Below are 26,117 nucleotides of genomic sequence, written 5' to 3' on the forward strand. Positions count from 1 at the left end.
CGCCGAATGAGCAACGAACGAGTGATCTACCTGCCCCTGGGAGGGGCGGGCGAAATTGGCATGAACGCATATGTCTATGGCTATGGCAAACCCGGCAAGGAAAAGCTGATCCTGGTCGATCTGGGCGTCACCTTCCCCGATATGGACACGAGTCCCGGTGTTGACCTGATCCTGCCGGACATGACTTGGCTGATTAAACGCAAGAACGATCTGGAGGCGATTTTCGTCACGCACGCGCATGAGGATCATGTCGGCGCCGTCGCCCACTATTATTCGCAACTGGACGCGCCGATCTATGCCCGCGCCTTTACCGCCAATATCGCGCGGCGCAAGCTGGCCGAGCATGGTCACCCCGAAAAGGCGGTCAAGGTCGTCTCGCCCTGGCCCAAGATGACAGATGCCGGTCCGTTCAAGGTGAGTTTCGTGCCGATTTCGCACTCGATCCCCGAAAGCTCGGGCCTTGTGATCGACACGCCCAAAGGCCGCATCGTGCATTCTGGCGACTTCAAGATCGACACCGATCCGGGCGTTGGCGAGGCGTTTAACCATGCGATGTTCGAGGAAATCGCCAAGGACGGCGTTTTGGCGCTAATGTGCGATTCAACCAACGTCTTTAGCACAAATGAGGGACGGTCCGAGGCAACAGTTGGCCCCGAGATCGAGAAGCTGGTGGCATCCGCCAAGGGGATGATCGCCGCGACGACATTTGCCAGCAACGTGGCCCGCGTGAAAACGTTGGCCGAGGCGGGACAGCGTGCTGGCCGTAGCGTGTGCCTGATGGGCCGCGCCATGCGCCGTATGGTCGATGCATCAATCGAGACTGGCGTTTTAAAGAAATTCCCAGCCACGATCACCCCCGAGGAGGCCAAGACCCTGCCGCGCGAGAGCGTTATGCTGATTGTCACCGGATCGCAGGGCGAGCGTCGCGCCGCGTCCGCGCAACTGGCCAACGGCAAGTATCAGGGGATCAAGATGAAGCAGGGGGATACGTTTCTCTTTTCATCCAAGACGATCCCCGGCAATGAGCGCGGCGTCATTCGCATCATGAACCAGTTTTCGGAAAAAGGCGTCGATATCGTTGACGACGATGCCGGGCGCTATCACGTGTCGGGTCACGCAAATCGCCCCGATATCGAAAAGATGCACGAGCTGATCAAGCCTCAGATGGTTGTGCCGATGCACGGCGAGCATCGCCACCTGCGCGAGCATGTGAAAATCTGCGAGGCCAAGCGTCTGCGCGGTGTGATGGCTGTGAATGGCATGATGATTGACCTAACGGCACAGACACCTGTCGTGGTCGAGCATATCGAAACGGGGCGGACTTATCTGGACGGCTCTGTCCGTGTTGGCGCACTGGACGGCGTCGTGCGCGACCGTATTCGCATGGCTTTGAACGGGCACATCACGGTCAATATCATCCTTGATGATGACAACGAGAGCCTTGGCGATCCCTGGTGCGAAATCAAGGGCTTGGCCGAGACAGGGACATCCGGCGCGCCGCTTCTGGATGTGTTGGAAGAGGATCTGAGCCAGTTCCTAGGCCGCGCTCCCGCGCGTCTGCGGGCCGATGACGACAAGCTAGAGGAAGAGCTGCGCCGCGTTGCGCGCCAATCCGCCAGCGGCGAGATCGGCAAGAAGCCTGAGGTGACGGTGATCATCAGCCGTCTCACCTGAGACGGCGCTAACCCGGCGCTAGACAAGAAAACGCCCCGGCCATTTTAGGTGGTCGGGGCGTTTTGCGTTTTGGACGTCTGCTTGGGCCGGAGGCGGCCACCCAGAATTAATCTGGGCGGCGATCCTCAAAGCTGAGCGCGATAAAGCTAGGCATGTGATCGCCCATTCCGACGACCTTGTTGTGGTCATTGCCACCGCCGCCACCACCACCCGAGCGACCGCGCCCACCGCGGCTGCGCGAACGGGATGGCTTCGCGTCTTGCTGTGCATCGGGTGCGGGCGCGTTGTCGTTGGCGCGCTGCGCCTGCTCAGGTTGCTGCTGCGGTTGCTGCGGCTCGGCCTGCTGAGGGGCAGACTGCTGCGGCTCAGACTGCGGCGCCTCCTCGGTCACGGCAGGGGTGTCCACGACGGCCTGTGCTTCGACAGGCTGCGCCTCTTCGGGCTTCTTGCGGCTGCGCGACCGGCGCGGCTTGGACGGCTTGTCGCCGCCGTCTGCCTCTACCGGCGCAGGAGCCACCTCGGCAGGCTGGCCCAATGGGTTTGCCAAGCGCGGGATGGTCTTTTGGATCAAAGCTTCGATAGCCGCCATATTTTTCTCGTCCTTCGGCGCGCAGATCATCATCGCCTTGCCGTCGCGTCCCGCGCGGCCTGTGCGGCCGATACGATGGACGTAATCTTCGGGGTGCGATGGCACGTCAAAGTTGAACACATGGCTGACCGCCGGGACGTCCAGACCGCGCGCGGCCACATCAGAGGCAACGAGGATGCGAAGATCGCCCGCACGAAAGCCGTCAAGCGTGCGTGTGCGCTGGCTCTGCTCCAGATCGCCGTGAATAGGTGCGGCGTCATAGCCGTGCTTTTTCAGCGACTTGGCGACTGCGTCGACGTCAATCTTGCGATTGCAGAACACGATGGCGTTGGTGCACTTGTCGCCCTCGCCGTCGATCATCTTGCGCAGGACATTCCGCTTTTCGGTGGCCTCGCCGCCGCGCCGGGCGGCCCGGAACATGACGACGCCTTGTTCAATGGTTTCGCTTGCAGTGGCTTGGCGCGCGACCTCGACCCGCTCGGGATTGCTGAGGAAGGTGTTGGTGATGCGCTCAATCTCAGGCGCCATCGTCGCGCTGAAAAACAGCGTCTGGCGCGTGAAGGGCGTCAGGCTGAAGATCCGCTCAATATCTGGGATGAAACCCATGTCCAGCATGCGGTCAGCCTCGTCGACGACCATGATCTGCACGCCGGTCAGCAGCAGCTTGCCGCGCTCAAAATGGTCCAGAAGGCGGCCGGGCGTGGCGATCAGGACGTCGACGCCCTTGTCGATCAGCTTGTCCTGCTCCTTGAACGACACACCGCCAATCAGCAGCGCCTTGGTCAGCTTCACATGCTTGGAATAGGTGTCGAAATTCTCGGCCACCTGCGCCGCTAATTCGCGCGTGGGGCATAGCACCAACGAACGGGGCATGCGCGCCCGCGCCCTGCCGCGCGCCAGTAGCGTGATCATAGGGAGCACGAAACCAGCCGTCTTGCCCGTGCCGGTCTGAGCGATGCCCAAAACGTCACGTCCCTCAAGCGCGGGGGGAATCGCGCCGGCCTGAATGGGTGTGGGGGTGGTGTACCCGGCCTCGTCGATGGCCTTGAGTACTTTGGGGCTCAGATTGAGATCAGAAAATTTTGTCATGTATATCCGTGGCTTACGGACACGACTTGGCCCGTACGTCTGATTGGGTCCAGGCCCGTACGGCCCTGTGGTTCTCCACATATGGGGACCCTTGGGGCGCATTTATCCCATGTTTGGGCAAATGGTCAATCGGCTGCGCTATAAGGTGGTCAATCAGCCGCATTTCGCCCTGATTGTCACGATTTGAGCACTAATTGGGTTTTCCTGCAATTTCGTGCCCCCCTCATACGTCCATCCAGATCGTCACGGGCCCGTCATTTGTCAGCGCGACCTGCATTGAGGCACCGAAGCGACCGGTTTCGCATGGCACGCCGTGTGCGCGCAGGCTTTGGGTGAAATGCTCGTAGAGCGCGCGCCCCTCGTCCGGCGGGGCGGCGGCAGAGAAGCCGGGACGATTGCCGCTGCGTGTGTCGGCGGCCAGGGTAAACTGGCTGACGACCAGCGCGCTGCCGCCTATGTCCTGAACTGAGAGGTTCATCTTGTCCGCGCTGTCGGTGAAAATCCGCAGCTTGGCGATCTTGGCGGCCAGTGCGTCCGCGCGGGCGGCATCGTCGCCCTGCATCGCGCAGACAAGGACCAGCAAGCCGGGTCCGGTGCTGCCTATGATTTGGCCGTTCACTGTGACAGATGCGCTGGTGACGCGTTGGATCAAGGCGCGCATGGGCGGCTCCTTTTGAGGGGTGTGCTGGGCGCCCGCAGCACAGCGCTCATCGCCGCCACCGCAGCGCGCGCCCGTCGGTCACGATAATCCCAAGGGCGATAACGCCAAAGCCGATCAGCGCCGACGCGCTTAGCACTTCGCCCAGAAAGGCAGCGCCGAGGCTGACGGCGAACGGCGGGATCAGAAGCGTGACCAGCATCAGGTTTCCCGAGCCTACCCGCGCCAGAATCGCAAAATAGAGCAGATAGGCGAGGGAGGTCGACAGAACGGCAAGCCCCAAAAGCGCGGCCCACGTGCCCGGCGACAGATCGACACGCGGCACGCCGTCGACCATTAGCACGACAGGCACCATGATTAAGGTGCCGCCAGCAACCATCCCTAAGGCGTTCATCTGAAGTGTTTGGCCCGACAGGTAAATACGCGCCCAGCACCCCGCCAACGCATAGCAAAGCGCCGCGCCAATGATCGCGAGCTGCGCCATATCGCGCGGGTCCCACGCGTGCAGGACGCTTGGCCCCATCACAACGGCCACACCAGCGAGGCCGAGCGCTGCGCCCGCGATCTTGGGCGCGGTCAGCGGCTCGTCTCTCAGCAGGATGCCCGCCGCAACCGCGCCAAAGACAGCAGTGGTCCCAATCAGGATTGAGGCAAGACCGGCCTCAATGCGGGTCTGGCCCCACACGATTAGCGAAAAGGGCAGCGCATTGTTCAGCCCGCCCATTACAAGATACGCACCCCAAATGCGCGGACTGCGCGGCAGCGGGATGCGGCGCAAGCGCACCACCAGTGCAAGGATAGGCAACGCCCATAGCAGGCGGTGCAGCGCGATCGTCAGCGGCGGCACCTCGCGCAGTGCAATTTCCGCAAATACAAATGAGCCGCCCCAAATCGCAGCGAGCAGAATCAACATGATAGCAGAGGCCGGGGTGATGTTATGGGATGTCATAACGGCCAGATGCCCTGCCGCAGCCGCGCGGCGCGACCCGTTTCCTGCGCAATAGGCACCTTGGACGGAATATGCGTCAAAGCGCGCCCTGTTGCACGGCCATGGCAAAGCCGACAGCACCGGCGATCAAAAGACCGACCAGAACGGCAAAGGCGATCTTCCATGCCGACCAAGGACGCTCGCCCTGCACGCGGCCAGTGCGGCCATTAACGACAAAGCGATAGCTGCGTCCGCGATATTTGTAAGCGGCCATCCAGACGGGCAGCAGGATATGTTTGAACGAGGCGTCGTCGACTTGCGTCTCGACCGCGTGGATACGCTGGCGATCGCCGCCAATGTCGAATTTCACGTCGCGCGCGATGACGTTGTCCATATGCACGCGCGCCTCGACATAGCCGTCCTTGAGCGGAACAGTATACGCCTCGGCGGCAAAACCGGCGAGGTATTCGGGGTTATATGGCTCCAGCGCGCCCAGATCCCAAGGCGGCAGGCCGTCGGTATAGCGCTTGGGCAGAGCGTGCGAGGCTAGAACCAGAATATCATCAAAGGCGCGCGCCACGCGGCCAGACACGCTGCGCCAACGCACCTTGGCCACGCGGATGGTCTGCCGTTTGCCGTCGCGCATCACTGTGCGCGTCTCGTAATAGACCGTGCCGCGCTCACCGCGATATTGCGAGCGTGTGGCCGCGTCGAAGGTCCAATACGGCACATAGATGCCGTCCAGTTTGCGGCCCTTGCGCGCGTAATCCTTGAGGCCTGAGGGCGCGAACCACAGCTTGCCCAGCCAGTCGGCCATGGCGTTATGCGCCGTCTTTTCGTCTAGGCCGAAGGGCAGAACGCCGCGCGGCTTGATCCGCCGCTGGGTGCCTGTCCCGGCGACCATGGGCGTCGCGCAAAACGGACATTCGCCCGCGTGGCTATCACCCGCCAAGGCGACCTCGGCGCCGCAATTGGGGCACGATAGCAGGGCGCGCGTCTCAGTTTCGGCGCTAGCCTCGGGCGCGGCGAGGGCAGCGGCCAGATCTTGTTCGTTCAGGGTGTTTTCCCACGGGCCGGGGCCTGCGATCTCTTCGCGGTTGCCGCAGAAGTCGCATATCAGCGCGCCGCCGCCTTGGCCGCCATCCACACCGCTGCCCGGTGCATAGCGCATGTCAGCACCGCAGGTGTCGCAAGGGAAGCGGTGCTGTGCAGCGGCGTCTTTGCCGGGGGCGGGCGAGGGCATGAGGTGGCCGATTTGGTCTGGGGGTGGATAAAACGGTGAAAGCCGAAGATTTTAGGCAGGCGGCGGGGGCGGCGGCATCACGGTAAAGAGTTGCGCCAACTCGGCCACGTCCTCGGCAGGTAGCCAGCCGTCTTGGCCGGCTGTCCAGACCATTGCGCTGCGCGCCAGTTCGCCGTTTCCTGCCATGCGGCCCATCGCGGCGCGCGAGTATGGCCCGCGCGTCTCGCCGTTCTCGGCGATGTGCCAGACCCGCTCGGGGGTGGGCGCCGGCGGTGGCGACTGAGAAGCCGACTGCGGCGATTGCGCCGGGCGCGGACCCCATGGGCCCGATTGCCCTGCCAACTGCTGCGCCATTGCCATGCCCATTCCCATACCAAGGCCAGCACCCATGCCGCCGCCGGACGGATTGCTCGCTGCTTCGGTCATGGCCTCTGCTGCTGAATACTGCGTGTAGGCACCCAAATCACCAGCAAGGCCAACGGACGTCCGCTTGTCCAATGCCTTCTCGACTGCGGGCGGCAGTGAGATATTCTCGATATAGAGCTCGGGGATGGTCAGGCCGTACGCGTCGATTGTCTGGCTGATGGCGGCTGCCACCAGCTTGCCCAGATCGGCGGTATTGGCGGCCATGTCCAGCACCGGGATGCCGGATGAGGCGATTGCGCGGCTGAACTCCTGCACGATGATATTGCGAATCTGGTAGCTGATCTCGTCCATTGTGAATTCGCCGTCAGTGCCGACGATTTCCTGCAAGAAGCGGGCCGGATCGGTCACGCGCACCGTGTAAGTGCCGAACGCCCGGATACGCGTCGGGCCAAATTCGGGATCACGCAGCATGATGGGGTTCTTCGTGCCCCATTTCAGATTGTTAAAGCGCGTCGTGTTGACGAAATAGACCTCAGACTTGAACGGGCTTTTGAACCCATGATCCCAGTGCTGGAGCGTCGTCATCACCGGCATGTTATTCGTCTCAAGCATATATAGGCCCGGCGTGAACACATCGGCCAATTGCCCCTCGTGCACGAATACGGCGGCCTGCCCCTCGCGGACGGTCAGCTTGGCGCCATACTTGATCTCATGGCCCTCGCGCTGAAAACGCCAGACCATGGTATCGCGGGTGTCGTCCGTCCAGTGAATGACGTCGATGAATTCGCCGGTCAGAAAATCGAAAATGCCCATGGCGTGTAGTCCTTCATCGGGTTGAGTTGCGGCAGAGTGAAGCATATCTGCCCCTCGCTGCCAAGCGAGAGGCGGCTGGTTTAGCTGTTCCCGCCGCGCCTTTCAGCGATCAGCTGGGTCAGGATCGGGCGCGCAACGTCAAAGCTCATCCCCGGTTTCAGGCGCGGGGAATAAAGCAGGCGCAGCAACTCCTCGTCATGGGTGGTCAGCAGCGCGAATTCGTCATCATCGTTAAAGATCGAGGGCCGCGCGCGCGGGCTGTCATTGGCAAGGCCGAGGCCCTGCGCCAGTTCCTCATGAATGCAGGACTTGCGCAGTAAATCAGGATGCTCGGACCGCACAAAGGCGATGGCGCGGCGATAGGTGTAGTCGTCATTATTGCCGGAAAACGCGACCACGAGGCAATGGATCGAGCGCGGTAGCGTGCGAAAAAGATCCAGCGAGGCAGGGCTGATGTTGGGCACCAGCGCGCGGATGCGGTTTATCGCCTGTTCGCGGTCATCCTCGCCCATAAAAAGGACGTTAAAATTGGCCGCAGCCCCGGCGTCAGCGGTGATCGAATGGCCTGTCACGCGCGCAAGGCGGGCCGCATAGTCCGTGACCATCGCCGTGTCGATCTTGCGCTGCGCAAGAGGGACGGACGCGCCAAATTCGGTCGTCATGCGCACCGGGACAGTCCATTTGCGCAGGCCGCCCGAGCGGCCATCGGCGGGGGTCAGCCCCCGGTCGCGCGCGTATTCATCGTGAAAGGCAATCGCCTCAAAATTGCGCATCAGGTCGGTGTCTGTATAGGGCGTGTCGATACCGCCGCCGCCTGTGCGCAGCAGCCCTTGCGCCAGCAGACTGGCCTGAACCCGGCTGTAATGCGCGGCAAGGATCTGGCTGCGCTCCGACGGGGGTTTCTGAGTGGCGGCCACCGGCTTTAGCGCTGATGGCCGCGCCTCCGGCTTGGTCGCGGGCGGCGGCGTCATGTCGGCGCAGGCGGCGAACATCGCAAGGCTCGCCGCGCCGCAAAGCGCCCTAAGTATACCCGCCCGCATGACCGCTTAGCCCTTCGCCGAGGCGGCGACGGTATCGCCCAGCCCGGTCTTGCGCGCCTTGGCCGAGGCCAGCGTATCGCGCAGCTCTGCCTCCATCTTTTTCAGATCCTCTTCGGCGGCGGCGCGGCGGGCTTTGCCCTCGTCCGCGATTTGCAGGCTTTCCTGAATGGTGCCGATCAGGTCTGCGTTGGCCTTTTTCACAGCCTCGATGTCAAAGACGCCGCGCTCCATCTCTTGCCGGATGACCTTGTTGCTTTGGCGCAGATTGGCAGCATTCGACGTCAGCAATTCGTTCGTCAGATCATTGGCACCGCGCACGGCCTCTGCGGCCTCGGCGCTGCGCTGGATGGTGACGGCCTGCGCCAGCTGCGTTTCCCACAACGGCACTGTGTTGACGAGGGTCGAGTTAATCTTGGTCACGAGGCTCTTGTCGTTTTCCTGCACCAGCCGGATCGAGGGTAGCGATTGCATCGTCACTTGGCGCGTCAGTTTGAGGTCGTGCACCCGGCGCTCCAGATCGTCGCGGGCGGCACGCAGGTCGCGCAGCTCCTGGGCCTTCATCACCTGATCGTCCTCGGGGGCCTTCTTGACCTCAGCCTCCTTGGCGGGAATGTCGCCCGTATCCAGCAGGCGGATTTTCTCTTCGCCGGCGGCGATATAGAGGGCCAGCTCGTCGTAGAATGTCAGCGTGCGGTCATACAGCATGTCCAGCGACTTGATATCTTTTAGCAGCACATGTTCGTGGCGCAGCAGATCGTCGGTGACCTTGTCAATCTGCGCCTGAACCGTCTCGAACTTGGCGGTGAACTTGGCAAAGGGGGCGGCGCGGCCCAGCAGCTTTTCCCACCAAGACTGCTCGCGGCGCACGTCCAGCTCGGACACAGAAAAACCGCGGATCGTGGTGACGATTCCGCGCAAACTGTCGCCGGCGGGGCCGACATCCTTATTGCGCACGCCCTCCAGCATGGATTGCGAGATTTCCTGCAACTCGGCCTGCGCTGCGGACCCGAACGAGACGATGGACTGGGTGTCGTCCATGTCGATCTCGGCCATGCGGCGCTTGATCTCTGCTCCGCCTTTTTTGCCCGCGTCCTTTAGCGGCACGATGGCGTTGGCGTCCTGCGGTTCAGGCAGGATGTGCTGGCTGACTGCGGTGACTTCGGCAAGGCTGGCTTCGGCCTGTTGGCGCACGGATTCGGGCATTATGTGTCCTCTTGTGATTTGGATGTTCTGGGCAGGTGGACGCCTTCGCGTTCCAGCCGGTCGCGCAGCACGCTGATTTCGACCTCCAGCGCGCCCTGATCGTTTTGTAATAACTTTTGCGTCTTTGCCGCGAAATTTTCCTCTAGATCGTCAAGCAGCGCCAGATAATCTGCACGTGCGGCCTCGTCTTGGCTGCGCGAATAGAGGTCGGCAAAGCGGATCGTCGCATCGCGCGCGCCCATCAGATAGACGCCCGTATAGCGGCGCGCGGCGCTCAGGTCGCGCGGGTCGTCCTCTAGCGTGCGCAGCATGTCGCGCACAGTCGTCTGAAAGCTGGCAACGCGGCCCTCAAGCTTGCGGTCGCGGGCGCGCAGGATCGCGTCAGACATCTGCACTAGCAGTGCCTCGGCCTCGCGGACGGTGCGCGCGACGCGGTCCTGCTGGAACGTGTCTATGCCCTCCATCCCCTTACTGCGCAGGGGATCGACGCCGAAGGAGGCGACATGCAGCCCAGTGGTGACGGCGCCATACAATATAGCCGCCATCACGCTGCCATCGCCCGACAGGGCGGCCAGTGCGATCCCGATACCAGCAAGTGCTGATGAGAATATTTTGCGCGGGATGCCGGGGCGGCGGGCGATCTTGCGTTCGTTATAGGCGGCCTCGGCGCGTAGGCCGTCGCGCAATAGCCATGCAGACAGCGCCAGCACCGCCGCCGATGCCGCGCCCAGTGCCAGCCCCGCCGCGCCGCTGGCCAGCGAGGCAAAGAGGACGACAGCGGCAGGCACGAACATCAGATTTGCGCGCGCGCCCACCGGATCGACGCGGGGGCGCTGCGGGCCGCGCGGCGCGGTTTTGCCATCGCCATCGGGGCTGAATTTACCGCCAAACCGCTGCGCCATAGTCTCAAAGCCCCCCGAGCAAGCCACTGGTCACGCCCAGCATCAACAAGATGAGGGCTGCGTAGCTAATTCGTTCCACGTTGTTTCCTCCGCTCCGGATGCTTAGGTCGCTGGCCGCTTGTCGCCCCTCGTTGGCTGCGCGCGTCCATGCTGCCGCTGCCGCGCCCAAGAGCGCTATAATGGCGGCAACCAGACATATCAGTAGCAAAATCCTTGCCATGGGTGGACCGCTCCGTAAGTGCGCAGTGGAAAGGTAGGGGATGCGCCGCGCCGTTACCAGAGGGAACCGCGCGGCAAATGCTTGCTTAGCGGCGTGCGCCAGTGCGGCGCTGCGCGTTTAGCTTGCGGGTATAGCCCGACTGGATCACCTCAACGGCGACAAGCACGACAACGCTAAAGTAGAACGTCGTTTTCGACATTGGGATCAGCTCGTAGCCAAAGAAGCGCAGGGCCATCGCGTCGTCATGCATAGCATGTGCCGCCGCCTGTCCCGCCTCGCCCAAGAGGACCACGCCAACGATCAGCAGGATGAAGAGGCCCAGCACCTCATACATGCGGTTTTTCTTGAGAAATTCGGTGACCGTGTCGGCAAGTACCAGCATCGCCACGCCCGAAAGGATGATCGCAAAGGCAAGGACCGCAAAGACATCGGTGATCGCCAGCGCCGACAGTACCGAATCGAAGGAAAAGATGAGGTTCATCAATACGATAAGCATAACAACTCGCGTTGCGGATTTGCCCGATTTGGCGCTGATCTCATCGCCCAGATGCTCGATCGTCAGCATGTGTCCGATCTCTTTGACTGCGGTGTACATGATGAAAATACCGCCAATGATGAAGACGCATGTAGCGAAATTCACCGCCCCCTCGATCACGCCCTCCCATGCGAAAATAAAGAACGGCTCGGCTAGCAGGTCGATCAGATGGACCATTATGAACAGCAATGCGACACGCAGCGCGACGGCGATGATGATACCCCAGAATCGCACTGCCCGTTGCTGTGCAACAGGCGCGCGCTGCGATTCGATCGAGATATAGAGCAGATTGTCAAAGCCAAGGACCGCTTGCAGGAAACATAACATGATTAAGTTGCCGAGGTTTTCGGCGGTCAGAAGTTCGGTCATTCGGCGCTCCGATAGATTTGATTAAGGGGCTGGTTATGAAATAGGCGGATCGCCGCTTATCTATTGCGCGGCATAGGACAAAGCTATCAGGCGGCAGATGGTTCCAATGTCAGTCGCGGTCGCGGCGCCGCACAGTTGGCTTGCGGGCAGGTTTTGTGGATGGCTTGCGGCCCGGCGCGGCTGGTGCGCCTGCTCTGTTCGGTGTGTCCGCTAGGCCTTGGGCCGCGCGGCTGGGTTTGCCGCCTTTGAAGGCGGGCTTCGCACCCGTTTTTGCGCCGGGTTTTCCACCCGGCTTATCGCTAGGTTTGCCAGATCGCGGCGCGCCCGGTCTGCCGCCCTTGGGGGCATCTTGAAATGCCGGGCCGGGCTTGCCCGCCAGCGATGACGGGGCCTTGCGGCGGGGGCGCGGCTTGGGCTTGGGCGTCTCGTCCTCGTCCGGGGTCTCCATGCCTAGCTGGTCGCGCAGCACGCGGGGTCGGATTTCCTCAACAGCACCGGGCGCCAGTTGGCCCAGCTGAAAGGGACCATAGCTGACGCGGATCAGGCGGTTGACGGTCAGGCCGACAGCCTCCATCGCGCGGCGCACCTCGCGGTTGCGGCCCTCGCGGATGGCACAGGTGATCCACGCGTTCGCGCCCTGCTGGCGGTCCAGTGACACGGCCATCGGCTGAAATCGCTCGCCGTCCAGCACCAGACCTTCGCGCAGGGGCGCAAAGGTCGCGTCTGTCGGGCGGCCATTTACGCGCACGCGGTATTTGCGCAGCCAGCCGGTGCTAGGCAACTCCAGCTTGCGCTTGATCCCGCCATCGTTGGTCAAAAGAAGCAGCCCCTCGGAGGTGATGTCGAGCCGCCCAACTGTCATAACGCGCGGCAGATCATCGGGCAGCTCGTCAAAGATGGTGACGCGGCCTTGCTCGTCGCTATTGGTCGTCACGAGGCCAGAGGGCTTGTGATAGAGCCACAGGCGCGCAGGTTCGGGCGCGCCCAACGTCTTGCCCTTGACGGTCACGCGGTCCTGGGGCGTCACGTTCAGCGCGGCGCGGTTGATGACGGCGCCGTTCACCGTGACATGGCCGGTTTCGATCAGGCGCTCGGCCTCGCGGCGGCTGGCGATGCCGGCGCGGGCGATGACCTTGGCAATACGCTCGCCTGCGGGTGTGCCTTCTGGGGGGGGCGCGCCTGCTGAGGTCGGCGTGTCGGCGGATGGGGGCTTTTTGTTCATTGCGCGGGAATAGCCCAAACGCGCCCCTTGCGAAAGCGTCTATCGCGGGGCAACAAAGGGTGCATGAAATTCACCAGCCACATGGACGCCGCATTGGCCGAGGCGCGCGCCGCCGCGCTGCGCGGGGAGGTGCCCGTGGGCGCCGTGTTGCTGGATGCATCTGGAAAGGTGGCCGCGCAGGCGGGCAATCGCACGCGCGAGTTGAACGATCCCACCGCCCATGCCGAGATCCTTGCCATCCGTGCCGCCTGTGCAGGCGCCGGCAGCGAAAGGCTGGCAGGCCACACCCTATATGTCACGCTGGAGCCATGTGCGATGTGTGCCGCCGCCATTGCCGCCGCGCGGCTAAAGGCGGTCTATTTCGGTGCTAGCGATCCCAAATCGGGGGGCGTACTGCACGGTGCGCGGGTGTTCACCCATAGTCAGGCGCATCACGTGCCTGAGGTGTATGATGGGATTGCTGCCGATCAATGTGCGGCAGTTCTAACGGCATTTTTCGCATCAAAGCGCGGTTAGGCACAGATTTCGCTGCTCTCGCGCAGTTATTCCAGCGCCGGACTGTCAGCGCGCCCGCACCGATACTTGCACTGGTGCAGGGCGGGCGCTAAACGCAGATCAAACGCCCCAATCCGAAGGATCGCCCGATGTCCATCGACACCAACACCGCCGCGCGCGTGGCCAAATTGGCCCGTATCCGCGTCGAAGAGGACGCGCTGCCCGCCCTTGCCGAGGAGTTCAACACCATCCTTGGATTTATCGAGCAACTGAGCGAAGTGGACGTGGACGGCGTCGAGCCGATGGTATCGGTCACGCCCATGCGCCTGCCGCGCCGCGCCGACGCTGTGACGGACGGCAATCAGCAGGCCAAGGTTCTGTCGAACGCGCCGGATGCGCGCGAGGGGTTCTTTGCGGTGCCGAAGGTGGTGGAATAATGACCGAGCTAAACAAGCTGACTATCGCGGACGCGCGCGACGCACTGCGCAAGGGCGATGTCACCAGCGCCGAGCTGACCGGCGCCTGCCTGACCGCGATAGAGGGCGCGGGTGCGCTGAACGCGTTTGTGCATGACACCTCCGACAAGGCGCGCGAAATGGCAGCAGCGGCCGATGCGCGGCTCAAGGACGGCGATGCCCCCGCGATGTGTGGCATCCCCCTTGGTATCAAAGACCTGTTTTGCACGCGCGGCGTGCCGGGGCAGGCGGCCAGCGGCATCCTTGAGGGGTTTGTTCCGGAATACGAATCGACCGTGACGCAGAACCTGTGGGATGCCGGCGCCGTCATGCTGGGCAAGCTGAACATGGACGAGTTCGCCATGGGCTCGTCCAATGAGACAAGCGTTTATGGCAACGTGATCAACCCTTGGCGCCGCGCAGGCAGCGATACGCCGTTGACGCCTGGCGGCTCGTCCGGTGGGTCCGCCGCCGCCGTTGCCGCCGATCTGTGCCTTGGCGCGACCGGCACCGACACCGGCGGGTCGATCCGCCAGCCCGCCGCGTTTACTGGCATCACCGGTATCAAACCGACATACGGGCGCTGCTCGCGCTGGGGCGTCGTCGCGTTTGCCTCGTCGCTGGACCAGGCCGGGCCGATGACGAAAACCGTGCGCGACGCCGCGATCATGCTGGGTGCAATGTGCAGCCATGACGCCAAGGACAGCACCAGCGCCGATATCCCGGTACCCGATTTTGAGGCCGCCCTGTCGGGTGATGTGCGTGGCAAGGTGATCGGTATTCCCAAAGAATACCGCATGGACGGAATGCCGCCCGAGATCGAGAAGCTGTGGGCGGATGGCACCGCGATGCTCAAGGATGCGGGTGCGGAGGTGCGCGACATTTCCCTGCCGCATACCAAATATGCGCTGCCCGCCTATTATGTCATCGCGCCAGCCGAGGCGTCCAGCAACCTCGCGCGATATGACGGTGTGCGGTACGGCCACCGGGCCAAACTGGCGCCGGGGGACGGCATCACCGAGATGTATGAGAAAACCCGCGCCGAAGGCTTTGGCGCCGAGGTTCAGCGGCGCGTGATGGTCGGTACCTATGTGCTGTCAGCAGGCTTTTACGACGCCTATTACAACCGCGCGCGCAAAGTGCGGACCCTGATCAAGCGCGACTTTGAGCAGGTGTTTGAGGCCGGCGTTGATGCGATCCTGACGCCTGCGACCCCCAGCGCCGCGTTCGGCTTGGGAGAGATGACCAGCGCCGATCCGGTGCAGATGTATCTGAACGACGTCTTTACCGTCACGGTGAACCTTGCCGGCCTGCCGGGCATTTCTGTTCCAGCGGGGCAGGATGCAGCCGGGCTGCCTTTGGGCCTGCAACTGATCGGGCGTCCGTGGGAAGAAGGCGATCTGCTAAATTGCGCCTATGCGCTAGAGCGTGCCGCCGGATTTGTAGCCAAGCCGGAAAAATGGTGGTAGTCCGCTCCATCAGCCAAGCGAAGCGAGTGTAAAATGCGATTCCCGATGAAGAGTGCGGCCCTTTTGGCATTGGCCTTAGGCGGAGTGGCCGCGTGCGGCACCTCCATCCCTGACAGCGCGCCGGATAGCGGCGCGGGCGTCGGATTTGGCAACTATGACGAATATCAGGCCCGGCGTGATGCCCAGCTGGCGGGCGGTGCATTGCCTGCACCCGATGCGGTGACTTCCGCGCCTCTGGGCGGTAACGACAGTGACGACATCGCGGCGCAGACCCGCGCGGCGCTAGGTACCGGCACGAGTGATCTGGCCAGCAATTCGAACAGGTCCACCGTTCAGACCGCGCCCGCCAATTCCGCGTCGCAGATCACAAGCAGCACTGGTATTTCATCCGAGAACAGCTTTGACGCTGTCAGCGAAAGCCGCTCAATCGAGGACGACGCCGCACGTGTCGCGGCGCAGAGCCAGCAATATGAGGTCGCGTCGGTTCAGGCGCTGCCCAGCCGTAGTGGCGGCGAGGGCCCGAATATCGTCGCCTATGCCATCAGCACCAAGCACGCGCCGGGCACCCAGATCTATCGGCGCGGTGGGCTGAACAAACAGTCAAAATTTGAGCGCAACTGCGCAGCTTATTCCGGGCCTGACATGGCGCAGATCGAGTTTCTATCCAAAGGCGGGCCCGAGCGGGACCGTCTGGGGCTGGACCCCGATGGCGACGGCTTTGCCTGCTCGTGGGATCCGCGCCCGTTCCGCAAGGCGGGTGGCTAGTCGCGGGCCGCGTATCCCGTGCCCAGCCAAGGTGTGACCCATAGCGACCTGCCCGAAGTAGTCTGGCACCCATCGCCCAACTGTGGCGGCCGCCGCGACAGCGTGCGCCCTGACATCCTGCTGATTCATTTCACGAATATGTCTAGCGCCGAGGCTGCTGTGGCGCGTCTGTGCGATCCGGTGGCTCAGGTGTCGTGCCACTACGTGATCGCGGAGGACGGCCGCCTGTGGCAACTGGTGGACGAGGCGCAGCGCGCGTGGCACGCGGGGCAGGGGATCTGGGGTGATGTGCGCGACATCAACTCCCGCTCAATCGGGATTGAGCTGGCAAATAACGGCAATCATCCGTTCCCCGAGCCGCAGATGCATATGCTGGAGCGGTTGATGCATGGCATCATAGCGCGCTGGCATATCCCGCCCGAGCGCATCATCGGCCATTCAGACGTTGCGCCTGACCGCAAGGACGACCCCGGCCCGCATTTCGATTGGCGCCGCTTGGCGCTTCGCGGCTTCGGAATCTGGCCTGAGGCAGGCCGGACTGCCGAACTGCCTGCGTTTCGCGATCTGGCCCGGCAGGTGGGCTATGGCGCCGAATTTACCGACGCGGATGTGCTGGCCGCCATGCGTCTGCGCTGGCGGCCATGGGCGCGCGGGCCGCTAGGGGCCGCCGATATGGCTGTGCTGGCGGATATCGCCGCGCTCTTTGGCGTTGACCGGGGAACTCGGGGCGCTTAACTGGGCCTCGCGCGGAGGGCCGGATGGCCGCTTGTGGTAGGTGCAAACCTGCTGCGGGAGGAAAGTCCGGACTCCACAAGACAACGGTGCCGGGTAACGCCCGGCTGGGGTAACCCAAGGGAAAGCGCCACAGAAAACAAACCTCTCTGAGGAGCGCTTCGGCAATCCAGACGAGTAAGGGTGAAACGGTGGGGTAAGAGCCCACCGCGGGGCTGGCAACAGCACCGGCACGGCAAGCCCCACCGGGAGCAATGCCAAATAGGGACCGCGCGCGGGGCAGGTCGGCCAAGGTCGATACCGCCCGCAGGCACGTCTTGGCCCGGCGGTCCGGGTTGGCAGCCAAAGGGGCGGTGGTAACACCGTCTTTAGATGAATGGCCATCCAGGGGCAGGTTTCGGCCTGCTCTGGACAGAATCCGGCTTACAGGCCCTCCGCGCATTTACGGGGCCGGGTTCGGCAAATGCTGCAGATTCTGCCCAAGCACGCTGGTGCGGGCATGGCGCGAGGGGATAGTGCGGCGATCAAACTATTTGGACCCGGAAAAAACCGGGGCCGGCGCCCCTGCGAATGTCGCAATGCGGTTGACTCGGGGGGCGGCGGCGTTAAAAGGCAAGGAAATGTATACACCGGCAGCCCGGCTGCCCGGCGCAGGAGATGACAAATGGCGAAGCCGACCACAATCAAGATCCGCCTGAATTCGACCGCGGGCACGGGCCACTTCTACGTGACCAAGAAAAACGCTCGCACGATGACCGAAAAGATGGCGATCAAAAAGTATGATCCCGTTGTGCGCAAGCATGTCGAATACAAGGAAGGCAAGATCAAGTAAGATCTGCCTACGCTTGAGAGATCAAAGGGCCGTACCGCAGGGTGCGGCCTTTTTTCGTCTGGCGCTACGAAGAGTAGAGAATGACGCGCGGCACGAAAGGGTGAAGCGGGATGGATAAGGCAAAGGCATGGGCACCGGACTGGACCGAAACGCTTGAGGAGGGCGAGGCGCTGCTCTGGACGGGACGGCCAGAATACGGTCGGGCGTTGCTGCAAATAGTCGGGCATGAGCCAGTTTGGTATGCAAGCATGATCACTGGGGTCGTTGCGATGTGGATCAGTTTAGCCTTCATGCCAACTGAGGGACGTTTTGATAAGACGGACGCGATCACGATCTATGCGGCAGTTACGGCGATATTCGCACTGTGGGCAGCCTTTATGGCCTCTCAACGTCAATTTGTGCTGAGCAAACTTCACTACGCCATCACTGACAGGCGTGCGATTGTCTGTCGGCGCGGGCGCGACGTCCGGCTGCGCGATGGTCTCTATTTTGTGTCCTGCCCTTTGGATCCGGGAGGGGTCTATCCAATTTTGCCCGGACGCCCGCTCAGCTCTATCCGTGTCGGCTCTTCCTTGTCTGCAGAAACGGTTCAGCCGTTTGGCGCCGGATTGGCGCATCCCGGATGGCCAGTGCTATGGGGCCGGATCATCATGCCGATCCTTTTTGAGAACGTCGCTGATGCACCTGCCCTCCGCGTTAGACTGCTGGCGGCCGCCGCTGCGCGAACCCTCTAGGCCAATCGAAACATCGAGCGCGCCGCATCTGCGCCGCCCCCCGCAAACGAAAAAGGCCGACCCGAAGGTCGGCCTTGGCCATGTCGCGGTGAGGTCCCGAATTAGTTGCGGTTGCCCATCAACTGCAGCAGGAACATGAACATGTTGATGAAGTCGAGGTAGAGGCGCAGGGCGCCCATGATCGCCGACTTGCCCAGCCACTCGCTATCGCCGTGATGCGCGTGCGCCAGATACTCATTCTTGATCGACTGCGTGTCGTAGGCGGTGAGGCCCGCAAAAATCAGCACACCGATGATCGAGATCGCAAACATGATCGCCGGTGAGCCGAGGAAGATGTTGATGATCGATGCCACGATCAAGCCGATGACGCCCATGATCAGGAAGCTGCCCCAGCCCGAAATGTCCTTTTTAGTGGTGTAGCCCCAGAGGGACAGACCAGCAAAGGCGACGGCTGTGGTCAGGAAAACTTGAGCGATCGAGAAATCGGTGAAGACGATGAAAATATAGCTGATCGACACGCCCATGACGGCCGCGAAGGCATAGAAAAACAGCTGCGCAGCGGCTGCCGACAGCTTGTTTATGACCGCACCGAACGCAAAGACCATGATCAACGGCGCGAACATGACGACCCACCGGGTGATGCCGGTGAACAGTGTCTCCATCATGTAGGCGTTATTGCCCACGGCCCACGCTGTCAGGAAGGTCAGCAACATGCCGACCGACATGGTGCCATACACCTTGTTCATATGGGCGCGTAGCCCCTGATCGATCTCGACTGTGCGGGTTCCGCCCGCTGTCCGGATCGTATTTAAGTCAGCCATCTGTGCCTCCGTGTTAATAAAGCTGGGCTCCATAGCAGAGCTTTGCGCTTAATATCGGGGGCCGGGCCCGCCTTTTCAAGTGTTATCGTAACCGGTTGTACAATGTTGGCAGGGCGGATCGCGTTGGCGGTCCGCCGCTAGGTTTGGTGCCGCCATTTTTCAGCAACCGCCCCCACGCCATGCGCGGGGCAGATCCCAGAAGGGACGGCGAGCCTCAATGCGGGCTTCGCTCGGCGTCAGGCCAACGTCGCGCAGTGCCGCATTGTCCAGACCTGCCAATGCCCGGCGCGAGCGGGCGAGGGTGATGACCGTGCTGAGGCGCAAGGTGCGCTTGGCGGTCATGGGGCAGTTATGTGCAAGCGTGGACATGTCAGGCATCCTTTTTGGTGATATGTTTTGTGGTTAATATTTCATCTATTGATATTTGTGCCTGAATAGGGTGAGTATTGGAAATGAATGTTTATGTGCTAATACATCAAGGATAGTGATCAATGAGAAATCTTGACATGACGACCTTGCGCTCGTTCGTCGCGGTTGCCGATCAAGGCGGCGTCACACGGGCTGCCGCCATGCTGAACCTGACGCAATCTGCCGTCTCGATGCAGCTCAAACGGCTGGAGGACCTGCTGGGCCTCGGCCTGCTGGATCGTAGCGGGCGGCGCATCGCGCTGACACCATCGGGCGAGCAGATGTTGGGCTATGCGCGCCGCCTTGTGGCGCTGAACGACGAGGTGGTCGGCCGCCTGACCGATCAGGTTTGGGAGGGCGAGGTGACGTTCGGCGTGCCGCATGACATCATCCATCCGGTGATCCCCCGCGTGCTAAAACAGTTTAACGCGGCCTTTCCGCGGGTGCGGGTGCATTTGAAATCGCTCTATTCCACCCTGCTCATGGAGCTGCATGGCAAGGGCGAGGTCGACCTGATTCTGACGACTGAGACCGCAACTGGCCCCGGCGGTGAGACGCTGACCGAGGCGCCACTGCGCTTTTACGGTGCGCCGGGCGGTATCGCGGCCCGCCAGCGTCCCCTCAGAATCGCGACCTGCCGCAATTGCCTGTTTCGTCCGGATGCGATCCGCCTTTTGGACGCCGCCGGGATCGCGTGGGAGAGCGCCATTGATTCGGACTCGGACGGCGCGATTGAAGCGACGGTCAGCGCCGATCTCGCCGTGACCAGTATGCTGGAGGGGACCGCGCCGCACCATCTGGAGGCGATACCACACGCGGCCGGCCTGCCGGATCTGGGTATGCAAAAGATCAATATGTACGGGGCCGCCATGCCGCGAAACGAACTAGTGACGCAGCTGGCAAACGTCGTGCGGCAGGGATTTGGCGGTGCGGCACTGGCGATCGCGTCCTGATCCGGCCAACGTGCAGTTATTGCATCGTCACCACGATCTTGCCGGTAGAACGCCGGGTGCGCAGCATCTCCAGGCCTTCCATCGCGCGGTCCAGTGGATAGCTATGGTGGGCGCGGGGTGCGATGCGGCCCGCCGCCGTCCACTCTAGCAACGTGGCGAGGGATGCGGTCAGAATATCGGGTGCAAAGGACATGTAGCCCCCCCAATAAAGGCCCATAACGGTCAGGTTTTTGACCAAGAGGTGGTTGGCCGGGATTTGCGGCACGTCCCCGCTGGCAAATCCAATGGACAGGATGCGCGCCTCGGGCCGGCAAGCGCGAAATGCAGCCTTGAACTGGTCGCCGCCGACGGGGTCGTATACCACATCAACCCCGCCAAAGGCTTTGCAGGCTGCACGGATATCGTCCGTCTCGGCGTCGATCAGGTGGTCTGCCCCAGCGGCGCGGGCCGCCTCCAGCTTGGCCGCGCCGCTGGCGCAGGCGATGACGCGCGCGCCCATAGCATGCCCGATTTCGACCGCAGCCGCACCTACGCCGCCTGCCGCGCCCAACACTAGCAGCGTCTCGCCGGGCTGTAGCCGGGCACGGTGTGCCAGCGCCAGATGCGATGTGCCGTATGCGATCTGAAAAGCGGCGGCGGCCTCGTGCGTCATTGCGTCCGGCAGAACCACAGCGCGCGCTGCATCGAAACAAGCATAGTCAGCCAGCCCGCCTTGCCCGCCATAGACCGAAACCCGCGTACCGGGCGCGGGGCCACTGACGCCATCCCCCAGCGCATCAACAACGCCCGATACTTCCATCCCGAGGGTAAAGGGCAGGGCGGGAGTATCTTGGTAGCGGCCCGAGATCATCAGCAGATCAGCGAAGTTTAGGCCACAGGCATGTACGCGCACCCGCATCTGGCCGGGGCCAGGTTGCGGTAACGGTAATGTCTCAATCGTGGGGGCCACATCATGCGATATGACCCGAAAGGCGCGAATCGTCACCGGCGAAGTCCCCCGTTTACCAGCGCGAGATGGTCGCACCCACCGCTGATTTACCGCACCGAAGGATGTTGCGCAAACTCCCGCACCACACGGTATAATTGATAAAAATATGATCAAACAGCCTATCGCGTATAAAATACTTGTATAATTTGGCGTCGCTGTTAATCATTTGACGGTATTAAATATTGTGTTTTCGGCGGGAACGCGCGCATATATTTTATGCCATAAGGTCAGGATCGCCGGTTAAACGCCTGATAGAAAAACAAGGATTTGAATATGCCCCATCCCGTTGACGTACATGTTGGTAAGCGAATTCGGCACCGGCGCTGGCTGGCCGGCATGACGCAGCAGCAGCTGGCAGAGAGTGTCGGCATCAAATTCCAGCAAATCCAAAAGTATGAGACGGGGGCCAATCGGGTCAGCGCGTCGCGGCTTTGGGATATTGCAGGCGCGATGGAGGTCGGTGTCGGCTTCTTCTTTGAGGGGATTGAAACGTCCGAGATGCCCGCCTCTGCGCCCGTACATGCCGCACGCGGCGGTCCTGCGGACCTGCTCGGCGATAAGGAAGCGCTGGACTTGGTGCGCTCCTACTACGCAATTCCCGAAAACCAGCGCCGTCGCTTGTTCGATCTGGCGCGCGTTCTCAGCGACGTCGCCTAGACGTCGCCTTACGGGTCGCGGCTCCGATCATCATCGGGGTTGCGACCTGCGCCTGCCGGGCCTATCCACGACGCAATTACGCGGTAGTAGGATCCTGCAATGCGCGACCCCTCCCAAACAGAGCAGATTATAGGCGCCGCCCATGCGGCTGCGGATGCGGCGCGCCTTGCCATTCTGCCCTATTTTCGGCTGGATACTCTGACAGCCGAGAATAAATACGCGCCCGGCTCGGCCACCGAAAGCGATTTTGATCCGGTAACAGCCGCAGACCGCGCCGCAGAGATAGCGATGCGCGACGTTTTGCGCCGTATGTGCCCCAATGATGCGATCGTCGGCGAAGAGTTCGACGCGCAAGCGGGCACGAGTGGCCTGACATGGGTACTGGACCCGATCGACGGCACGCGCGGCTTCTTGGCAGGTACGCCGACATGGGGTGTCCTGATCGCGGCGGTCGACGCATCCGGCCCGATTTACGGCATAATCGACCAGCCCTACATGGCCGAACGGTTCGAAGGCGGGCTGGGCCGGTCGGACATGACAGGGCCGCTGGGCGCGCGGGCCCTGCGCGTTCGTGGATCGCGGCCATTGGCCGAGGCGACGGTAATGACCACTTTTCCAACAGTCGGCACGCCCGGCGAGGGCGCAGCATTTGCCAGCGTTGCAGGCAGTGCGCGCATGGTGCGGTATGGCTATGATTGCTATGCCTATGCTCTGCTGGCGATGGGGCAGATCGATCTGGTCATTGAGGCGGGCCTGAATGCCTACGACATTTGCGCGCCCATCGCGGTAATTGAGGCGGCAGGCGGCATTGTTACTGATTGGCAGGGCGCCCCTGCGCATAGCGGCGGGCGCGTCGTTGCAGCCGCAGGTGCGGTGCAGCACGCAGCGGCGCTGGCAATCTTGGGCGATGTGGCCTGACCAAGCGCTGATTCCGCGCTGGTCTGGATGGGCCGGATTGGTTAACGTCTTCCCCAACACGGTATTCTGCGGAGGTCACATCATGCGCTTCATTCTGGCCATCTGCCTCGCCCTCGCCTGCGCCGCGCCGCTCGCTGCACAGGCGGTCGAGGATATGGCCGCCGCCGCAGGCCCGCAGTTGAACGAGATCCGCGCGCGCAACGGCCTCGGGCCGCTTTCGCCGAGTGCGGGACTGACGCAGGCGGCGGCGGCCCATGCCAGCGATATGCAGGCGAACGGGTTTTTCAGTCATACCGGATCGAATGGCCTTGGCATTGGCGATCGTGCCCGCGCCGCCGGGTACGGATTTTGCTTTATCGCTGAAAACATCGCCAAAGGGCAGGGCGGTTTGGGCCAAGTGCTGGATGGCTGGATGGGCTCGACCGGGCACCGTCGCAATATCCTGAGCGATGGCGCGCAGGAGTTCGCGCTGGTTCGTGCCCCCGGCGACATATGGGTGATGGTGCTGGGTCGGCCCGGGTGCTGAGTGCTTAGGCTGCCTATCAGCCAAAGAATTTGGGCTTGAGCCGCAGCAGCGTCTCGCAGATTTGCGACGTCAGACTGCGCGCCAGACTAAGCGCCTCGTCATGCGCACCGCGCACGGTGGCGACCGCCGACTCTATCGTTGCAGATTGCACCAACGCCGCAACTAGCTCAGGGTGATTGGCGGCATAGCTATCGCCGAATTGCGCATCGATGGCACTGACCGCGTCGCTCAGATGGCGGGCCATATGATGAGACGAAGGAACGGGGATGGGTGTGTTTTGCATGGTCAGGTCTCCTGGCTATTGTCACGAGTTAGCGCGCCACTACCTGTTGACGAGTGGACGGCGGTGCGGGCCGTAAATTTTTAGGAATCTTGCCCGTTTGCGACTAAGCCAGGCGTCAAAACGCATTGTTTTTCGCGCGATGTGCGCTTACTGCTGCGCGCTAGGGCCGCAATATTGGACACGAAATGGGGGACTGATGAGCCAAGAAGATACCACCCCCGACGCACCCGTTGAGGACGAGCGCGACGACACCTACGATCTGGATCGGCACGCTGTTGCGCGTATCATCCATGCGGTCGACAATGGAGACCGCGACGCCCTGATCGCCGAGATGGAGCCATTGCACCCGGCCGACATCGCCGACCTTCTTGAGCAAATCAGCGCCTTCGATCGCCGCCGCGTAATCGAGCTTTATGGCGACGAATTCGACGGCGATATCCTGTCAGAGCTACACGAGTCGATCCGCGAAGAGGTGCTGAACTATCTCAGCCCCGAGGTTCTGGCCGTCGCCGTGCGCGAGCTGGACAGCGACGACGTGGTCGATCTGGTCGAAGACCTGGAGGACGACCAGCAGAACGCCATTCTTGAGGTGCTGGAGGACAGCGACCGCATCGCGGTGCGCCAGTCCCTGAACTATCCCGAATACTCTGCCGGACGCCTGATGCAGCGCGAATTCGTGATGGCGCCGGAGCATTGGAACGTCGGCGAAGCCATTGATTTCATGCGCAATGAGACCGAACTGCCTGAGCAATTCTATCACATCATGCTCGTCGATCCCAAACTGCACCCGATCGGGAACGTAACGCTGGGAAAACTGATGTCTTCGCGGCGCGAAGTGATGCTGACCAGCCTCGTGGAGGATACGTTTCACGTCATCCCCGTCGCGCAGGACGAGGGCGATGTCGCCTATGCGTTCAACCAGTATCACCTGATTTCGGCCCCGGTCGTAGACGAGAACGACCGCCTTGTCGGCGTAATCACCATCGACGATGCGATGGCAGTACTGGACGAAGAGCACGAAGAGGACATTCTGCGCCTCGCTGGCGTCGGCGAGGGTGGACTGAACGACAATTTCTTTGAGACGACCAAGCAACGCTTCCCTTGGCTGGCGGTTAACCTCGTCACGGCCATCCTTGCTTCGCTGGTAATCGCCCAGTTCGAGGCGACCATTGCCGGGTTCGTAGCGCTTGCCGTTTTGATGCCGATCGTCGCGTCAATGGGCGGCAATGCGGGCACGCAAAGCCTGACAGTCTCGGTTCGGGCAATCGCCACGCGCGACTTGACCGGGTCAAACGTTTGGCGGGTTATCCGGCGCGAGGTGACGGTAGGGCTGATCAATGGTCTGATCTTTGCGGTTGTGATGGGCATCATTGGCGTTATCTGGTTTGGCAGCCCGGCGCTGGGCTATGTTATCGGGACGGCAATGGTAATTAACCTTGTCGTTGCGGGCCTCGCCGGCACCGGCATCCCTGTGCTGCTGGAAAAGGCAGGTATTGATCCTGCGCTTGCCTCGGGCGCGTTTGTGACGACGGTTACGGATATCGTCGGTTTCCTCGCGTTTCTCGGGCTTGCCGCGCTGTTTCTGCTGTGAGCGATCTGGCCGCGATCAAGCTAGCGGCGCGCAAGGCGGCGTTTATACGCCGCGCTGCTGCCCATGCCGCACGCACCGGTGCATCAGCCGCGCATTTGTCGGAAGTGCTGGCCGGATATCGCGGCGCACCTTTGGCAGGTTACATGCCCATGCGCACAGAAATAGATCCACTACCCGCGATGGAGGAGGCGGCCTCGCGCGGGCCTGTTTGCGTGCCAGTGATTGTGGGCGCAGGCCAGCCATTGGCCTTTTCACGCTGGACACCCGGCGGCGCGATGAAGGACGGGCCGTTCGGCGCGCGCGTCCCTGAAGTCGAAGATTTCATCACACCTCAAGTCCTGATTGTGCCGCTGGTTGCGTTTGACCGTGCTGGCGGGCGACTGGGATACGGCGGCGGCTTTTACGACCGTACACTGGAGAGGCTGCGCGCGCGCGGCGCCGTACTGGCCATTGGCTATGCCTATTCCGCGCAAGAGGCAGAGGACCTGCCGCTGGAGCCGACAGATCAGCCGCTGGACATGATCGTAACGGAGCGCGAGATAATCGAATTCCAGCCGGGCTGAGCGATGACGCGCCACCTTGATATGGTTCCGCTTCGTTGCCATTGAGGATGCCTCCGGCGGGGATATTTTACGGCAA

Annotated in this window: 29 protein-coding genes and 1 other RNA gene; 15 read left to right on the top strand and 15 right to left on the bottom strand. The window is 62.2% G+C overall.

The window, feature by feature from the left end:
* Positions 1-6 precede the first annotated feature (6 nt).
* The gene (locus MK6180000_RS04785; RefSeq protein ID WP_138933700.1) at positions 7-1,674 is read left to right on the top strand and encodes a ribonuclease J; all 1,668 of its coding nucleotides are present in this window, start codon (positions 7-9) and stop codon (positions 1,672-1,674) included.
* 106 nt (positions 1,675-1,780) lie between these two features.
* Here the strand turns inward: MK6180000_RS04785 and MK6180000_RS04790 are convergent, their stop codons facing one another.
* The 11 genes from MK6180000_RS04790 to MK6180000_RS04840 form a co-directional block, all read right to left on the bottom strand.
* Positions 1,781-3,352 (bottom strand): DEAD/DEAH box helicase, encoded by a 1,572-nt coding sequence (locus tag MK6180000_RS04790; protein ID WP_138933701.1) that lies wholly within the window; start codon positions 3,350-3,352, stop codon positions 1,781-1,783.
* Positions 3,353-3,575: 223 nt separating this feature from the next.
* Positions 3,576-4,013 carry a D-aminoacyl-tRNA deacylase gene (gene dtd / locus MK6180000_RS04795; protein ID WP_138933702.1) on the bottom strand — a complete coding sequence of 146 codons (438 nt, stop codon included), beginning with the start codon at positions 4,011-4,013 and terminating at the stop codon, positions 3,576-3,578.
* Between the two features lie 46 nt (positions 4,014-4,059).
* Positions 4,060-4,959 carry a DMT family transporter gene (locus MK6180000_RS04800; RefSeq protein WP_246040432.1) on the bottom strand — a complete coding sequence of 300 codons (900 nt, stop codon included), beginning with the start codon at positions 4,957-4,959 and terminating at the stop codon, positions 4,060-4,062.
* 76 nt (positions 4,960-5,035) lie between these two features.
* Positions 5,036-6,181, bottom strand: coding sequence for a TFIIB-type zinc ribbon-containing protein (locus MK6180000_RS04805; protein WP_138933703.1), 1,146 nt, complete (start codon positions 6,179-6,181; stop codon positions 5,036-5,038).
* A gap of 51 nt (positions 6,182-6,232) precedes the next feature.
* Entirely contained in the window at positions 6,233-7,360 is a 1,128-nt protein-coding gene (locus MK6180000_RS04810) for an SPFH domain-containing protein (protein ID WP_138933704.1), read from the bottom strand.
* An 80-nt stretch (positions 7,361-7,440) separates the two neighbouring features.
* Positions 7,441-8,400, bottom strand: a complete 960-nt coding sequence (locus MK6180000_RS04815; RefSeq protein WP_138933705.1) for a DUF2927 domain-containing protein — start codon at positions 8,398-8,400, stop codon at positions 7,441-7,443.
* A gap of 6 nt (positions 8,401-8,406) precedes the next feature.
* Positions 8,407-9,603 carry a toxic anion resistance protein gene (locus MK6180000_RS04820; protein ID WP_138933706.1) on the bottom strand — a complete coding sequence of 399 codons (1,197 nt, stop codon included), beginning with the start codon at positions 9,601-9,603 and terminating at the stop codon, positions 8,407-8,409.
* The gene (locus MK6180000_RS04825) at positions 9,603-10,505 is read right to left on the bottom strand and encodes a 5-bromo-4-chloroindolyl phosphate hydrolysis family protein (protein ID WP_138933707.1); all 903 of its coding nucleotides are present in this window, start codon (positions 10,503-10,505) and stop codon (positions 9,603-9,605) included. The genes MK6180000_RS04820 and MK6180000_RS04825 overlap by 1 nt, the downstream gene beginning before the upstream one ends.
* A 4-nt stretch (positions 10,506-10,509) precedes the next feature.
* On the bottom strand, positions 10,510-10,725 hold the full coding sequence (locus tag MK6180000_RS04830) for a hypothetical protein (protein ID WP_138933708.1): 216 nt from the start codon (positions 10,723-10,725) through the stop codon (positions 10,510-10,512).
* A gap of 85 nt (positions 10,726-10,810) precedes the next feature.
* Positions 10,811-11,629 carry a TerC family protein gene (locus MK6180000_RS04835; RefSeq protein ID WP_138933709.1) on the bottom strand — a complete coding sequence of 273 codons (819 nt, stop codon included), beginning with the start codon at positions 11,627-11,629 and terminating at the stop codon, positions 10,811-10,813.
* Between the two features lie 109 nt (positions 11,630-11,738).
* Entirely contained in the window at positions 11,739-12,851 is a 1,113-nt protein-coding gene (locus tag MK6180000_RS04840; protein WP_138933710.1) for a pseudouridine synthase, read from the bottom strand.
* Between the two features lie 63 nt (positions 12,852-12,914).
* On the opposite strand from MK6180000_RS04840, the gene MK6180000_RS04845 reads away from it, so the two are divergent.
* The 8 genes from MK6180000_RS04845 (at position 12,915) to MK6180000_RS04880 (ending at position 18,333) form a co-directional block, all read left to right on the top strand.
* Positions 12,915-13,367: a nucleoside deaminase gene (locus tag MK6180000_RS04845; protein ID WP_138933711.1), complete on the top strand. Its 453-nt coding sequence runs from the start codon at positions 12,915-12,917 to the stop codon at positions 13,365-13,367.
* A gap of 128 nt (positions 13,368-13,495) precedes the next feature.
* On the top strand, positions 13,496-13,783 hold the full coding sequence (gene gatC / locus MK6180000_RS04850) for an Asp-tRNA(Asn)/Glu-tRNA(Gln) amidotransferase subunit GatC (RefSeq protein ID WP_138933712.1): 288 nt from the start codon (positions 13,496-13,498) through the stop codon (positions 13,781-13,783).
* The gene (gene gatA, locus MK6180000_RS04855; protein ID WP_138933713.1) at positions 13,783-15,270 is read left to right on the top strand and encodes an Asp-tRNA(Asn)/Glu-tRNA(Gln) amidotransferase subunit GatA; all 1,488 of its coding nucleotides are present in this window, start codon (positions 13,783-13,785) and stop codon (positions 15,268-15,270) included. The genes gatC and gatA overlap by 1 nt, the downstream gene beginning before the upstream one ends.
* A gap of 45 nt (positions 15,271-15,315) precedes the next feature.
* Positions 15,316-16,035: a hypothetical protein gene (locus MK6180000_RS04860; RefSeq protein WP_246040433.1), complete on the top strand. Its 720-nt coding sequence runs from the start codon at positions 15,316-15,318 to the stop codon at positions 16,033-16,035.
* Between the two features lie 18 nt (positions 16,036-16,053).
* Entirely contained in the window at positions 16,054-16,770 is a 717-nt protein-coding gene (locus MK6180000_RS04865) for an N-acetylmuramoyl-L-alanine amidase (protein ID WP_246040434.1), read from the top strand.
* An 11-nt stretch (positions 16,771-16,781) separates the two neighbouring features.
* Positions 16,782-17,209: RNase P RNA component class A (gene rnpB / locus MK6180000_RS04870), an RNA gene on the top strand.
* A 222-nt stretch (positions 17,210-17,431) separates the two neighbouring features.
* Positions 17,432-17,599, top strand: a complete 168-nt coding sequence (rpmG, locus tag MK6180000_RS04875; protein ID WP_007204264.1) for a 50S ribosomal protein L33 — start codon at positions 17,432-17,434, stop codon at positions 17,597-17,599.
* A gap of 110 nt (positions 17,600-17,709) precedes the next feature.
* Complete coding sequence (locus tag MK6180000_RS04880; protein ID WP_138933715.1) at positions 17,710-18,333, top strand: hypothetical protein; 624 nt, start codon at positions 17,710-17,712, stop codon at positions 18,331-18,333.
* A 101-nt stretch (positions 18,334-18,434) separates the two neighbouring features.
* Here the strand turns inward: MK6180000_RS04880 and MK6180000_RS04885 are convergent, their stop codons facing one another.
* Both MK6180000_RS04885 and MK6180000_RS04890 read right to left on the bottom strand, forming a co-directional pair.
* On the bottom strand, positions 18,435-19,154 hold the full coding sequence (locus tag MK6180000_RS04885; RefSeq protein WP_138933716.1) for a Bax inhibitor-1/YccA family protein: 720 nt from the start codon (positions 19,152-19,154) through the stop codon (positions 18,435-18,437).
* A 159-nt stretch (positions 19,155-19,313) separates the two neighbouring features.
* On the bottom strand, positions 19,314-19,523 hold the full coding sequence (locus MK6180000_RS04890; protein WP_246040435.1) for a DUF1127 domain-containing protein: 210 nt from the start codon (positions 19,521-19,523) through the stop codon (positions 19,314-19,316).
* Positions 19,524-19,645: 122 nt separating this feature from the next.
* On the opposite strand from MK6180000_RS04890, the gene MK6180000_RS04895 reads away from it, so the two are divergent.
* Positions 19,646-20,515, top strand: a complete 870-nt coding sequence (locus MK6180000_RS04895; protein WP_138933718.1) for a LysR family transcriptional regulator — start codon at positions 19,646-19,648, stop codon at positions 20,513-20,515.
* Between the two features lie 16 nt (positions 20,516-20,531).
* On the opposite strand, the gene MK6180000_RS04900 is transcribed toward MK6180000_RS04895, so the two are convergent.
* Positions 20,532-21,494 (bottom strand): NADPH:quinone oxidoreductase family protein, encoded by a 963-nt coding sequence (locus MK6180000_RS04900; RefSeq protein ID WP_138936345.1) that lies wholly within the window; start codon positions 21,492-21,494, stop codon positions 20,532-20,534.
* Positions 21,495-21,776: 282 nt separating this feature from the next.
* Between MK6180000_RS04900 and MK6180000_RS04905 the strand changes: the two genes are divergently transcribed.
* The 3 genes from MK6180000_RS04905 to MK6180000_RS04915 all read left to right on the top strand — a co-directional run bounded on the left by MK6180000_RS04905 (position 21,777) and on the right by MK6180000_RS04915 (position 23,604).
* Positions 21,777-22,160, top strand: coding sequence for a helix-turn-helix domain-containing protein (locus MK6180000_RS04905; RefSeq protein ID WP_138933719.1), 384 nt, complete (start codon positions 21,777-21,779; stop codon positions 22,158-22,160).
* 99 nt (positions 22,161-22,259) lie between these two features.
* Positions 22,260-23,078, top strand: coding sequence for an inositol monophosphatase family protein (locus MK6180000_RS04910; RefSeq protein ID WP_138933720.1), 819 nt, complete (start codon positions 22,260-22,262; stop codon positions 23,076-23,078).
* Positions 23,079-23,160: 82 nt separating this feature from the next.
* Complete coding sequence (locus tag MK6180000_RS04915) at positions 23,161-23,604, top strand: CAP domain-containing protein (RefSeq protein WP_138933721.1); 444 nt, start codon at positions 23,161-23,163, stop codon at positions 23,602-23,604.
* A gap of 16 nt (positions 23,605-23,620) precedes the next feature.
* Here MK6180000_RS04915 and MK6180000_RS04920 read toward each other — a convergent pair whose 3' ends face one another.
* Positions 23,621-23,887, bottom strand: a complete 267-nt coding sequence (locus MK6180000_RS04920) for a hypothetical protein (RefSeq protein ID WP_138933722.1) — start codon at positions 23,885-23,887, stop codon at positions 23,621-23,623.
* A gap of 196 nt (positions 23,888-24,083) precedes the next feature.
* On the opposite strand from MK6180000_RS04920, the gene mgtE reads away from it, so the two are divergent.
* Positions 24,084-25,478 carry a magnesium transporter gene (gene mgtE, locus MK6180000_RS04925; RefSeq protein WP_138933723.1) on the top strand — a complete coding sequence of 465 codons (1,395 nt, stop codon included), beginning with the start codon at positions 24,084-24,086 and terminating at the stop codon, positions 25,476-25,478.
* Positions 25,475-26,041 carry a 5-formyltetrahydrofolate cyclo-ligase gene (locus tag MK6180000_RS04930; RefSeq protein WP_138933724.1) on the top strand — a complete coding sequence of 189 codons (567 nt, stop codon included), beginning with the start codon at positions 25,475-25,477 and terminating at the stop codon, positions 26,039-26,041. Before mgtE ends, MK6180000_RS04930 begins: the two co-directional genes overlap by 4 nt.
* The last annotated feature ends 76 nt before the right edge of the window (positions 26,042-26,117 follow it).

Source organism: Roseovarius arcticus (genome assembly GCF_006125015.1).
GTDB classification, from domain to species: domain Bacteria; phylum Pseudomonadota; class Alphaproteobacteria; order Rhodobacterales; family Rhodobacteraceae; genus Roseovarius; species Roseovarius arcticus.